Here is a 13,179-nt window from a genome sequence, read left to right on the forward strand (position 1 = left end):
GATAGGTAATTATTATTCATTTATATAAATTAAAAGAAGCAGGTTACAGCATATGGGATTATCTGTTATAATCAAAAAAGGAAGCAGGGTATAAGCTATGTCAGAAAAATCAGAAAAAAGAATATTAAAACTTATTTTACCACTGATTGCGGTTTTAATGCTGCTTGTATGGAGTGTGAAGCCTCATGCGGATGAAACAAGGATCATTACGTCAAAGGATGGTACATGGGATTTAACGCATATGGATCTTATGCAGGAGAAGGTAAAACTCTCCGGAACAGTGGAATATGTACCGAATGCGCTATTGAGCCCTCAGGATTTTTCAAAGCGTGATGACTTCCAATTGGGACAGCCTGGTGATGTGGTGCAGTATGCTACGAGTAGAATGCATATCAAGGTTCCTCAGGGCAGCTATCTCATCTGCGGCTATAGTGTTGATTTTGCAAGTCGTATGTATGTAAATGGTACGCTTGTTTATGAAGCTGGAAAACCGGGAAGCAGCCGGAAGCAGGCATTGCCGGGTGTGGAATATTATGTGGTACCTGCAGTACCGGATGCAAACGGTGATATCGTTATTGTTCAGCAGGTATCTAACTTTACCCATAAAGACGGAGGTACACATGGAACTCTCTATCTTGGAGCACCCAGGCTGATAAATCAGTACGTAACACGCAATGAATGGCCGGAGGCGGTTCTCATGGGAGGATACCTTTTGTTATTCCTTGTTCATCTGATTCTGTTTCTAATGATTCGCGGATATAAGCCAAATCTTCTGTTCTCGCTTTTTTGTCTTACATGGTTTATCCGGACAGGTGTGAGTGGACAGCGGTTACTTGGAGCTGTATTTCCAGCTCTATCCTGGACGACAATTTTTCGCCTAGAATATCTGACAATGCCAATCAGTGGTATCCTGCTTGTATGGCTGCTGTATCAGCTGTTTCCAAGCATCCTGCCAAGACGATTCGTCTTGGCTGCCACGTTTTTCTGTGCTTGCTTTGCGGCGATTGATCTGTTTGGCCCTACACTGCTGATGTCGTATACTGCAATCTGTCGAATTGTTATTCTGGGATTGATTGGCCTGTATTTCTTTATTCGCCTTATCAAGTACCACTCACATATGAATATTGAGCAGGCTGCAGTATTATCCGGCTTTGTGTTTCTGCTTATTGCGGCTGTCTGGGACATGCTCTATCATCGTGACATTTATATCCTTTCGGCAATGCGCTTTGCCATATCTGAAATGGCAGTTGCTGTATTTGTGCTGTATTCCATGACAGCGATGTTTTTTGGAACCATGCAGGAGGTTCGCAAAGCAAAGGAAGGTGAGGAACGCATGAGTGCGGAAAGAGATATGCTTGAGGAATTGAATCACTTAAAGAATCAATTTTATACCGACATGTCTCATGAAATGAAAACACCGCTTACCGTAATTTCTGTCAATGCGCAATTTGTTGCACAGAATATTGAAAGCGGCACTATAGATAAAGAAACAATCGCCGATGTAACTGCGATTTCCACAGAGGCGAAAAGACTTGCACAGATGGTAACAAGTCTAGTAGGTCTTGGGCAAATGCAGGGTACTACTGTAAAAGAGCATCTGCTTTCTGTGAACTCGCTTGTAGAAGAAACAGTCCGTATCTATCAATCTATGTTTGCAAGACAGAAAAATGTATTGACTGCGCAAACGGATCCGCATAATCCAAGTGTGGAAGGTAATGCCGATCAATTGATACAGGTCTTAATCAATCTGCTTAGCAATGCCAATCGCCATACAGAAAATGGAAGGGTGGTAGTGAGCATAGAGAAGCTGACGAATGAAGTACGTGTGAATGTTACAGATAATGGCAGCGGTATAGAAGCTGATTTGCTTCCTCATGTGTTTGAGCGCTATCAGCGTGGTGAAGAAGGCGTAACAGGTCTTGGATTGACAATCTGTAAAAAAATCATAGAGGAGCATCATGGAAAAATCGGTATTGAAAGTGTAATAGGAAAAGGAACACAGGTATGGTTTACCCTGCCGGTAAAGGAGGATGCGTGATATGAACAATACAGGAAGCGTTCTTCTGGTGGAGGATGATGCAAATATTCAGCGTATTAACCGCAGAATACTGGAACGGGAGGGATTTTATGTATACTGTGCCGCATGCCTGCAGGAAGCTTATGAAATATTAAATGAGCATACACCGGATGTGCTGGTACTTGACATCATGCTGCCGGATGGAAGCGGTCTTGCCTTTTGTGAAAAAATTCGCCCGAAAACTACAATTCCTGTCTTATTCCTAACGGCATTGGATGAGAAAAATGAAATAATCCAGGGACTTGTAGCCGGAGGGAATGATTATATTACGAAGCCCTATGATGTAGATGAATTTGTTGCTCGTGTAAATGCACAGCTGCGTCTGGCAAGAATGAATCAACAGGCAATCAAACAGATAAAGACAATTACACGGGGCCCGTTATCTGTGGATACCGTAGCCCTGCGGGCGTTCCTTCATGGCAGGGATATGCTGCTTACCTCTCGGGAATTCTCCATTTTGCTATATCTGTTAAAAAATGAGGGAAAAACAATTCCAGCAAAGGATATATATGAAAATGTATGGAAGCAGCCAATGTCCGGAAATGCTAATGCAGTATGGAAAAGTATATCAAGATTAAAAAATAAGCTGACGGATGCAGACGGCGAAATAGCCTTGTTGAGTTTTCGGAATGAAGGCTATCTTTTGGAAATCATATCTCATCATACGTAATCATACATAAAAAAAGAAAACGTGAACCTGACATTTTGGTAAGGTTCACGTTTTTTCCTGTATTCATCTGTTATGCTGAACGTGTGGAAGTGGTGTTAAACGATTAGAAAAAGGAGGGATAGATCATGGAATTACTTACAAATCCGTCAGAGTATGCTTCCCGCATGTATCATCTGAAGAAGGCGGAGTATAATGAACGTTTTGTTGGAGAATGCCTGAAGCTGATTATGCAGGCAGTTAGTGCTGAAGACGGACTGCGGCAGCTGCTGCAGTATCTGGGCAGAGAGCTGAAGTGTGACAGGGTATACGTCTTTGAAGAAATGGATAGACAGAATATTCGTAATACGTATGAATGGTGCAGACCCGGTGTTCCATCCGGTATGGAGGAGCTTCCCTATGTAACAAAAAAAGATTTGTTTCCATGGTATGGGCATTTGATCAATGGTGGTAATATCATAGAACCGGATGTCGAAAGTCTAAAAGAAAATGAGCGATATATTTATGATATATTAAAGGCCCAAAATATTCATTCCATTATCTTAAGTCCTTTGCGGGCACAAGGGAAAATGTACGGACTGCTGGGAGCGGATAATCCTCCAGCAGAGAATTTAAAGCATATTTCTATAGTATTTGATGTATTGGCTTACTTTGTATATTCCCTGGTAAGTCAAAGAGAATTAACCCGCTTTCAAGAATCTGCCATAGCAATCAAAGCATCAGAAGCAAATATACACCTTCATGAGGATAAAACAGTACTGCTCATAGATGACAGTACACAATTGCTGCGCTTGAATGAGCGCATCCTTCGGCAGCAGGGATACCGTATTCTGTGTGCGGAAACATTGCAGAGGGCACAGGCTGTGTTAATGGATACAATGCCGGATGCTGTCATATCTGATATTGATCTTCCAGATGGCAGCGGTCTTGATTTTTGCAGGAAGCTGCACGAGAGAAGGGCAATTCCTATTGTATTTCTGACTGCACATTGTGATGAATGGACAGTGCGGGAGGGAATGCAGGCAGGAGGCTGTGCAGTGTTAACAAAGCCGTATCAACTGGTGGATTTACAGGAGGCGGTGGCAGCCGCGATAAATGATAATAGTTCATAAGGGTTGTTTACATCATATCATAATAACTGCGGTGGTCTGTTTTCATAACGAAGCCTCTAATGAAATAATAAAAGAGATAAGACATAGAAGCAAAGCATATAAATCGAGCAAGTGAGCTTGACCGATTTATAATAGCCTGCCGTACATGTAGAAAGGAAATGATTATCACAATCTATAAGGACTCATCTGTTTGAAAAGGTATACGTTTTTATACTACCTGTTTTCCTCTGTTTTTACAAGTTTTTCCCCCGAAAAAATAAGAAAACAGACACTTTTTACAGAAAAAATGAATATTTCATATAGTATAGGTTTATGTGCATCAGGCGATTATTGAGAAGGGGATATGTACGTATCCACCTTATGAGCATCCTTCTATGTCAGAATTGCTGAGCATCCATACTTGTTTAACTGAAACATGTGTTAGGGATGAAGATGCGCATAAAAGCTTATACAGGCAGGGCTGATTTCAACTTGGTGATTTTTTAGCATATAGCATCATATGTACCAAGGAATTTGCATAAGACTAATATTCATATTGTCTGTTGAAGGGAGGCGAGTCGTAATCACGCTATATCTTTTAAAAGTCATAGTGCTTAATGAATGTAAAATCCTTTCCCGTGGAAGGTCGGACTCATAGATATCAGGCAGCTGCTTTTGATTGAATTGTATCATTTTGTACATATTCCTGTGCAGCGACCTGCTTCTGAATGGACTTTCTTTGCTCATAGTGCATAATCACAGAGGTATAAAAAACATGTTCCCTGTATTCGAAACGTGCGCTTCCATGATAGCGCCGTGCAATGTCCTGTATGGAAACAGTACCGATTCCCACACCGTTTCGTTTTGAGGATAAAGGTTTTCCGTCTTGAAACTGTATGCGATCTAAACAGCTGTTATCTGTGAGTACAAGTAATTCATTGCTACCGTGACACCGTATGCGAAGTTTGATGAATGGGGTAGAATCTATGCTCCGCTGACAGGCTTCTACTGCATTTTCAAGCATGTTACCAATTAGTACAGTCATATCCGTTTCTGTGATGGAACAGCCCTCCGGATAATCGACTTTCGCATCAAAGAATATGCCATGTTCCCTTGATATACCTGCATAATAACAAATAATTGCGTTTATAACATCATTGCGGCTATATAATTCCATAACGTCAGGGGGTAACTCACGATGATACATTTCGATATAGGTTCTCAATCCTTCCTTATCGTCCTTATCAATATAGGAGCTTATAACAGCCAGATGCTGCCGGACATCATGTCTTGCCTTTCGCATTTCGTCCATATGATCAGCAAGACTGTTAAACTGCTTCTTCTGTGCTTCTATACTCTGATCTGCGTATTTCAGCGCCTCTTGCAGCTGCGTTCGTTTTTTTGAAACTTCCAAAACTTTTAAAGCAACATAAGATACATAACAGGTACCAAACAGCATGAGGTAGCGGGAAATGAGAAATTCCCAGGTGGCATAGGCATAAATGTCATCACTGAAGCAATACAGCATGCCAAACAGAGTGGAAAATAAAGGAATCTTCCAAAGATGCCGCCATAAATCGGAATCCTGAATCTGCATCGCTTCGGAAACTGTATGATTGAAAAAGCGGAGCATAAACGGGCAGGTAATGAGATAAATGATGATTCTGCATATATTATAGATTAGATAAGGATGCTCATCGGAAAATGTCCAGAAAAATTTACTTTCTATATAATTGGCATTACCAAATACGAAAAAGGACCATGAAAATAGCAGCAGATACGTGAACATGAGCTTTGAAAAGCTGTCCTTTATCAGGGTGAAGGATAGAATAAGGTTTATTAGCATGAAGCCGTAGCGCATGACAGTTGTCCATCGCATAGCCATATCATATCCCTGGGCATTGATATAATAAAAGGTTAAACTGTTTACTGTTGCTACAGCGAACAGCAAAAACATTATATATTTAAATGGTATCCGCAGCTTATTTTGAAACATTAAATAGCGTGGAATTGCAAAGGGTATAAAGTCAAGGTATGGAAACAATATCGTCATTATGGTGTCTGTCATAAAAGCTCCTCCTCTCTTGCTTTCTGAAACAGATATGTGTGGTAATCTGATTCTATTTTTTTCCGATCCCTTTTAGAAACAGGAATCTTCTCTTTATTTGTCAAAATAAAATCAAGCTCAGACATTTGTTCCACATGGTCCAGGTTTATGATGCAGCCCTTATAACAAATCAGAAACTGCGGATAATTCAAAAGCAGCTCAGATACCTTTGTGAATGGAATCCGAATGCGCATGATACCGCGCTGCTCTGTATGAATTTGCATATAATGTCCAACGATATTGCACCAGAGTATCTCACGCAGCAGAATCTTTTCATTCTCTATTTCAATAAATCTTGCATTTTTCAGCTTTGTAATTCCTGCTGTTGTCAGGGTATATTCAAAATCTGTAAAGGTAAATGGCTTCAGCAGATAACCGGATGCGCGTACCTGATAGCTGTCAATGGCATGATCTCTACTCGTTGTAATAAATATCAGAATGACAAGCGGATCCTCTTGCCGAATCTGTTTCGCTGTATCAATACCGGAAAGCTGCTTCATGTACTGATCAATAAAAATCAAATCATATGTATCCTTGACAAATCCCGATAAAAACTGTTCCCCGCTGCTGAATCCTGTAATCGTTATATCATCGTCTGCACAGTGCTTTGAAAGATATTGCTTTAGACATGTCTGTATATCTTCTCTGCATTCGGACAGATCGTCAATGATTGCTGCTTTCATAGCTATCCCCGCTTTCTTCATTATTCTGTTCAATCTTATTTTACATGATTGCCGTGTTACAAACAATGCAACTTGCGGCCAAAACTTGCGTGATGAAGCCAAAATCTTGTTATTCTCTGCCAATCTGTTATTTTGTAAATAGAGGAACAGTAATAAGAGGAGGCGTGCAGCATGGATTTTATCATATGTGACAGGATACATAAAGAATGCAGTCTGCTGGAAACTTATATCCGTATCTACTATGGCAATCGTGATGTGCAGATACGATGCTGTAAGGACTGGCAGGAATTAAGTAAACAGATTAGGGAGAGAAATGCCGATGCGGTAATTATTGCACAGAATGGAACGGAAGGTCTTGATATCATAACGGGTTTAAAACTTACTTCCGGGAAAATCATATGGTTTTCTGATCTTGATTTCGCTGTACAGGCGTATCGTTTATGTATTCCACATTTCAGCATGAAGCCGATAACATTGGAGAAAATGAAGTTCGTGCTGGATCACCTTTGATATATAAAGGAATGAAGCCCGGAAATCTTACAATATAAAAGGAATTAGAAGCTGTTATTCGATGTGATATTTCTATATGGAATATGTAGTTGCGAAGCTGACATTGGGATACAAGCTTTATGTATATGGAAAGAAAGGGATTATATAATGAAAGAGATGAAATCTGAAAAAGATACAGTTTTGGTACCCGATTCAGGTTATAAAGCCTGTGAATGCGACTGGCTGACAGGCGTATATACCCGAGAGTTTACAGAGAAAAGAATAAATCAGTTTTTGAAGGAACAAAAAGCAGGCGTATTGATTGTTGTCGATGTGGATGATTTCAAACAGGTGAATGACCGCTTTGGACACATTATCGGGGATCGTTTGCTTAATAGACTTGCATCCATGCTAAAGCAGCTGACTTTGCATAATGATCTTGTTGGTAGGGTAGGGGGCGATGAGTTCGTAATTTTTATGCCGATACAGCAGGATGAAAAATTTGTGGAAAACCGATGCCGTCAAATTCACAAGAGAGTAAAGGAGCTGTATCTAAACAGTACTCCGGCAATAACACTTTCTGTTACGGCAGCGGGAAGCTCCTACCGCCCGGGAGACGATTACAGCAATTTATTTGACCGGGCAGACCAGCAGCTGCTTGTTAAGAAAAGCAGTCGCAGGCGTGGAAGGAAAACAGGAGAGCCGATGGATATATCAGATATCATGTGCAGAGGCGTATCCATGGACATGAAATGTATACAGGAGGAGCTGTCGGAACAGGAGCTTGCAGCAGGTGCCTATTGCCAGGATTATGAAACCTTTAAGAGCATTTACCGGTTTATGGAACGCCGTATGCAGCGTATGGACAGCAAGTCCTATATCATTCTTCTGACATTGACGAACGAACAAAGAGAGTTTCCATCTTTATCAGAGAGAGACCTATTGATGCAATATTTAAAGCAACAGATACAGGATTCACTTCGCGCCGGAGATGTTTTTACACAATACAGCAGCTGTCAGTTTCTTGTGATGGCGGCAGATGTGGAGAAGCAGCAGGCAGATCTGATTGCAGAAAGAATCAACACCTCGTTTTACGCAAGAAACGTTATTTGTAAAGATAATATTCTGTTGCATCACTGTTATCCATTGCAGCCTGCAGGAGCTTTAAAATAGCTGTATAGATTTTGGTTTTTGTTAAACGTATATAAAGGTATACCATATGAAATACTGCTGAAACAGCATGATTTGCTGCTTTTTTTATCCTTTTTCTACATATAAAGCATCATTTTTGCGGCATTTCCCTATATGTTTAAATGTATAGGTTTATGTGCATTAGTCATGAAGAGGGAGGAATTTCTATGGATGCCGCAAAAATGTATATTCATTTGTTTGATAGCTTTACAATTGAATATCAGGGTGAGATACTCAATATGCGTGAGCATCTGTCCCGCCAGTCTTTAAGCTTACTGGAGGTTTTTGTCTTACATAATCAAAAGAATATCTCAAGAGAGTTTTTAATGGAGCTGTTTTGGGAAAACAGCGATAACCCGTTAAGCTCCTTAAAATTCAATATTTTCCGTTTACGGAAGCTGTTGAAGGAAATTGCGGTATTTCAGGACATTGACATCATTCAGACGGAAAAAGGCGGTTACCGCTTTCAGCCGGAGGTCGAAACGATTATAGATACAACGATTTTTGAACAGGAATATGAAAAAATCGAGAAGCAGCAGACTTATAAGGAGGATGCGGTCATTCATGCAAGAATTCTCACAGATTTATATGACGGTAATCTTTATCAGGAGGCAGAACAGCTATGGTTTGTACAAAAGGTTGAATATTTCAGAAATATTTATCTTACCGTAGTAAAAAAATTATGTGAATATTATTTAAAGCAAAAGCATTATGCGGATTTGAAAAGCGTTGCATTGAAAGCTGCTACGCTGGAGCCTTCCGTAGAGGAAAATCATTTTTATTACATCCAGGCGTTGATCAGCGAAGGAGATTATGCATCAGCCTATGAATATTACAATAAATCTACGAGAATGCTGGTTAGTGAATATGCGGTAAGTCTTTCTGAACGTATGAAAGACTTATATGCCAATATCGTAAATAAGAATGAGGAAAAGAAAAATATTGAAGGAATTGCATCATACTATAGAAATAAGAAAATATCACATGGCGCCTTATATTGTGATAACACGGCATTTGATTACATATATGAAATCAGTATGCGGAATGCACTTCGCGAAAACCTGAAATACTATCTGTTTATTTTTGAAATTAAATCAGAGGGTGATGAGCATCATCAGGAAATTCTCATGAATAAGGTGAAAAACTGTATACAAACCTCATTGCGGAGCGGTGATGTTTTCACAAGACTGAATCGTTATCAATATCTTGTATTGCTTCCTTGTGCCAAAGAGGATGATGCATACAGAATTGCACAACGGATATCTACGAGCTTTCAGATAAAGGTTCGCAGGCGAAAAGACCGATTGCATTACTATATTCAGACAACCAGATAGGATAACAGGAATACAGCTTTGAAAGGCTGTATTTTTTTCTTTTTCTTTTTTTGGCTAAAATCTTATTCTAACCAAATTCTAACTTGACCAAACCTATAATGAAACCGTAAAGTGGGAAATACTTTATGAAGTAAGTAAGAGAAAGGAGAGGATGTATATGAAAAAACGGTTCAGTAAGTTACTTCTGGCTGTAGCCATGACCTTGCAGCTGACGCCATCGTCATTGGGAACAATAATTGCCAATGACAGTGTAGCGTACAGCAGTGAATACATACAAATCGGCATGGAAAATCAACCAGCGGGAACTTTTGAAGCAGCGTCTAGTGACATACCGGAAGGTGTTGAAAAGCTGAATGTTACCGTAAATGTAGATGGTACAGTGAAGGATACAAAGCTGCTTACCTTTACATCCGGTACCGATCCTGCGAAAACAGAGATCGCAGCCAACGACGGGTACGCTATTGAATCTGTAACACTGGATGGTGAAGCATTCAACGGCAGTATTGGATATAACAGAGAGGTTGGCGAAAACGAAAAGAACCTTATCGTTAATGTTTACACAAAAGCTTCTCTCACCATTCATTATCAGGATGCAAACGGTCATGCGATTGCGGCAGATGATGTAAAAGAGGGTAAGCTGAATGGGGAAGTACCGATTGAGGCGAAGGCTATTGAAGGCTACACAGCCGTGGGTGAGAAAGTAAAAGATTTTACATTAACAAAAGTATATAATGAAATAACAGTAAAGTATGAAAAGTCAGTATCTCCTGCCCCAAAAGCAAGGATGACAACAACAAATGCAAAAGCTGGGGAATGCTCTGTATCCATAACGAAAAACTGTTATAAAGCAGATGGAACTTATGTGGATGAAAAGGGTGTCGAGTATCCTGTTTATCTGAATGCAGATACATTAGGACCAAGCGGACATAAACCACATACGGTTGCATTTGTTCCAGGGCAGAGCAGCAACAATTGTCAGCAGAATATGTATATTGGAACATATGGACCAAGAAATATTCATTATGTTGTAATTAAATATTCTCCAAGCTCTAATGAAATTACATATATCCGTTGTGATAAATATGATGGTGAGGAGGAAGATAAAAATTATTACAAGGTAACCTATACGGATGAATATGATAAATTCCTTGGAGAAGAAGCTGTTTTAGAAAACACAAAACCCATGAAGGTTCCTGATATGCAGGAATCTGGATATTGGACATTGCAAGGAGAAACAAAACAGGTTGATCCAAAGGAGTATACTGTTAATGGAACTACAGTTTTCGTTTATAAATATAATCCAGTAACAGAGATTAAGGCAACATATCATTCGACAAGCAATGACGATAACTTTCCAAAATATTTTAAATATGGTATAGATCAGAACATCGTGGTTGAAAAAGTTGATCCACTGCCGAATGATCATGATCAAAGCGGCAAGCATATATTTGTTGGATGGGTTACCAGCATTGATGGATATAAAGGAACACAGGTCATAAGTAATTCTAATCAATGGAACAAAATCAAAAGCAAAATCAAATATCCTGGAGATACCCTAGGCATTTTGAAGGATGATGTGCATCTATATGCTGTATTTGCTGATCGTAGTGCCATAAAAGATGAAAAAGTTACGATACGATATGCTGTGAATCCTGATAATAGCGGTAAACTTAGTAAAACATATGAAACAATTAACGAATATACAGGAACACCAGAGGGATCAACTGCTGCTGCTAATACAGGATATGAATTCGTGAACTGGACAGATGCAGAAGGAAATGAAGTTGGCACAAATGCAAAATTTATACCTCAAAAGGTTGACGGAATAAGATATTCAAACAGTGTATATTATGCGAACTTTGAGAAAAAAGAAAGTACAGTTATAATAAAATATAAGTCTAATGATGTGAATATGGGGACTGTTAATCCTACATATGAGAGGTTAGGCGAAGAAACAGGTATTGCAATTGGCAGTGCTGCGACAGCTAAAAAGGGCTATGCTTTCAAAAACTGGACGGATCAAAACGGCAAAATCGTAAGCTGGGAAAAAGAGTTCAAGCCAGCTAAGGTTGAAGGAAAAAATGTTGCAGGAACATATACGGCAAACTTTGGTAAGGATGATAATGGTGACAATATTCCAGACGATTATCAGATCAAAGTAACCTATAGTGCAGTCAATGGAACCATCGACAGCGCACATGCCGGAAAGACCTATCATGTTACTCTGTTCAAGGATGGAAAATGGGCAACCGCGAAGGATGGCGGCATCGGCACATTGACAGCGGATCAGATTGCAACCGCAACAGCAGCCAATGGGTATGCGCAGAATAGTCTGAACTGGACACCGGATGTACCAACAACATTACTGAAGCTGAACAGCGATACCGAATTCAAGGCAACCTTTAGTAAAGACTACTTCAAGTACCGCGTGGAATATTACTATGATGGAGAACTTGGAACGACGGACTATAAAGGCGCAGTGGAATTTGAGAAGGAAGTTTCAGTAACACCAAAAAAATCAGTTGAATATGAAAACAAAACATATGCACTGGATAAAACGGTAAACAACCCGCTGATGATCACCAGCAATGAGAAAAACAATGTGATCAAGGTATACTATGGACTGGATGAAAACAAGGATGTAGTACCTGATATTTACCAGGTCAAGGTAACCTATAGTGCAGTCAACGGAACCATCGACAGCGCACATGCAGGAAAGATTCATTACGTTACTCTGTACAAGGATGGTAAAATGACAACAGCAGCTGACGGCGGTGTTGGTTCATTGACAACGGATCAGATTGCAACCGCAACAGCGGCTAACGGATACAGACAGAATAGTCTGAAATGGACTCCAAAGACACCGACAACCTCACTGGAGCTGAACAGCGATACTGAATTCAAGGCAACCTTTAGTAAAGACTACTTCAAGTACCGAGTGGAATATTACTATGATGGAGAACTTGGAACGACGGACTATAAAGGCGCAGTGGAATTTGAGAAGGAAGTTTCAGTAACACCAAAAAAATCAGTGGAATATGAAAACAAGACATATGCACTGGATAAAACGGTAAACAACCCTTTAAAGATCACCAGCAATGAGAAAAACAATGTGATCAAGGTCTACTATGGACTGGATGAAAACAAGGACGTAGTACCTGATATTTACCAGGCCAAGGTAACCTATAGTGCAGTCAATGGAACCATCGACAGCGCACATGCCGGAAAGACCTATCATGTTACTCTGTTCAAGGATGGAAAATGGGCAACCGCGAAGGATGGCGGCATCGGCACATTGACAGCGGATCAGATTGCAACCGCAACAGCAGCCAATGGGTATGCGCAGAATAGTCTGAACTGGACACCGGATGTACCAACAACATTACTGAAGCTGAACAGCGATACCGAATTCAAGGCAACCTTTAGTAAAGACTACTTCAAGTACCGCGTGGAATATTACTATGATGGAAATCTTGGAACGACAGACAACAAAGATGCAGTGGAATTTGAGAAGGAAGTTTCAGTAACACCGAAAAAATC

8 protein-coding genes and 4 pseudogenes are annotated in these 13,179 nt (G+C 40.1%); 10 read left to right on the forward strand and 2 right to left on the reverse strand.

Features of this window, described 5'->3' with window-relative positions:
- Positions 1-97: 97 nt before the first annotated feature.
- The 3 genes from GKZ87_04875 to GKZ87_04885 all read left to right on the forward strand — a co-directional run bounded on the left by GKZ87_04875 (position 98) and on the right by GKZ87_04885 (position 3,856).
- Positions 98-2,038 (forward strand): histidine kinase, encoded by a 1,941-nt coding sequence (locus GKZ87_04875; GenBank protein ID QSI24880.1) that lies wholly within the window; start codon positions 98-100, stop codon positions 2,036-2,038.
- The gene (locus GKZ87_04880) at positions 2,031-2,747 is read left to right on the forward strand and encodes a response regulator (GenBank protein ID QSI24881.1); all 717 of its coding nucleotides are present in this window, start codon (positions 2,031-2,033) and stop codon (positions 2,745-2,747) included. The genes GKZ87_04875 and GKZ87_04880 overlap by 8 nt, the downstream gene beginning before the upstream one ends.
- Before the next feature lie 125 nt (positions 2,748-2,872).
- Positions 2,873-3,856, forward strand: a complete 984-nt coding sequence (locus GKZ87_04885; GenBank protein ID QSI24882.1) for a response regulator — start codon at positions 2,873-2,875, stop codon at positions 3,854-3,856.
- A 640-nt stretch (positions 3,857-4,496) separates the two neighbouring features.
- Here the strand turns inward: GKZ87_04885 and GKZ87_04890 are convergent.
- The gene (locus tag GKZ87_04890) at positions 4,497-5,903 is read right to left on the reverse strand and encodes a GHKL domain-containing protein (GenBank protein ID QSI24883.1); all 1,407 of its coding nucleotides are present in this window, start codon (positions 5,901-5,903) and stop codon (positions 4,497-4,499) included.
- Positions 5,900-6,625, reverse strand: a complete 726-nt coding sequence (locus tag GKZ87_04895; protein ID QSI24884.1) for a response regulator — start codon at positions 6,623-6,625, stop codon at positions 5,900-5,902. The genes GKZ87_04890 and GKZ87_04895 overlap by 4 nt, the downstream gene beginning before the upstream one ends.
- Positions 6,626-6,796: 171 nt before the next feature.
- Between GKZ87_04895 and GKZ87_04900 the strand changes: the two genes are divergently transcribed.
- The 7 genes and pseudogenes from GKZ87_04900 (at position 6,797) to GKZ87_04930 (ending at position 13,174) form a co-directional block, all read left to right on the forward strand.
- Positions 6,797-7,135, forward strand: coding sequence for a hypothetical protein (locus tag GKZ87_04900; GenBank protein ID QSI24885.1), 339 nt, complete (start codon positions 6,797-6,799; stop codon positions 7,133-7,135).
- A gap of 147 nt (positions 7,136-7,282) precedes the next feature.
- Entirely contained in the window at positions 7,283-8,287 is a 1,005-nt protein-coding gene (locus GKZ87_04905; GenBank protein ID QSI24886.1) for a diguanylate cyclase, read from the forward strand.
- Positions 8,288-8,472: 185 nt separating this feature from the next.
- Complete coding sequence (locus GKZ87_04910; GenBank protein ID QSI24887.1) at positions 8,473-9,639, forward strand: transcriptional regulator; 1,167 nt, start codon at positions 8,473-8,475, stop codon at positions 9,637-9,639.
- A gap of 157 nt (positions 9,640-9,796) precedes the next feature.
- Positions 9,797-10,306, forward strand: a pseudogene (locus tag GKZ87_04915) (hypothetical protein).
- Between the two features lie 1,467 nt (positions 10,307-11,773).
- A pseudogene (locus GKZ87_04920) lies at positions 11,774-12,154 on the forward strand (2',3'-cyclic-nucleotide 2'-phosphodiesterase).
- An 87-nt stretch (positions 12,155-12,241) separates the two neighbouring features.
- A pseudogene (locus GKZ87_04925) lies at positions 12,242-12,664 on the forward strand (2',3'-cyclic-nucleotide 2'-phosphodiesterase).
- Positions 12,665-12,751: 87 nt separating this feature from the next.
- A pseudogene (locus tag GKZ87_04930) lies at positions 12,752-13,174 on the forward strand (2',3'-cyclic-nucleotide 2'-phosphodiesterase).
- Positions 13,175-13,179 lie beyond the last annotated feature (5 nt).

This window comes from Erysipelotrichaceae bacterium 66202529, from assembly GCA_017161075.1.
In the GTDB taxonomy this organism is placed as follows: Bacteria; Bacillota_I; Bacilli_A; order Erysipelotrichales; family Erysipelotrichaceae; genus Clostridium_AQ.

What these genes read in the sequence shown, in the direction of transcription:
- GKZ87_04875 (QSI24880.1), top strand. Translation starts at nt 98, where the DNA reads ATGTCAGAAAAATCAGAAAAAAGAATATTAAAACTTATTTTACCACTG.
- GKZ87_04880 (QSI24881.1), top strand. Translation starts at nt 2,031, where the DNA reads ATGCGTGATATGAACAATACAGGAAGCGTTCTTCTGGTGGAGGATGAT.
- GKZ87_04885 (QSI24882.1), top strand. Translation starts at nt 2,873, where the DNA reads ATGGAATTACTTACAAATCCGTCAGAGTATGCTTCCCGCATGTATCAT.
- GKZ87_04890 (QSI24883.1), bottom strand. Translation starts at nt 5,903, where the DNA reads ATGACAGACACCATAATGACGATATTGTTTCCATACCTTGACTTTATA.
- GKZ87_04895 (QSI24884.1), bottom strand. Translation starts at nt 6,625, where the DNA reads ATGAAAGCAGCAATCATTGACGATCTGTCCGAATGCAGAGAAGATATA.
- GKZ87_04900 (QSI24885.1), top strand. Translation starts at nt 6,797, where the DNA reads ATGGATTTTATCATATGTGACAGGATACATAAAGAATGCAGTCTGCTG.
- GKZ87_04905 (QSI24886.1), top strand. Translation starts at nt 7,283, where the DNA reads ATGAAAGAGATGAAATCTGAAAAAGATACAGTTTTGGTACCCGATTCA.
- GKZ87_04910 (QSI24887.1), top strand. Translation starts at nt 8,473, where the DNA reads ATGGATGCCGCAAAAATGTATATTCATTTGTTTGATAGCTTTACAATT.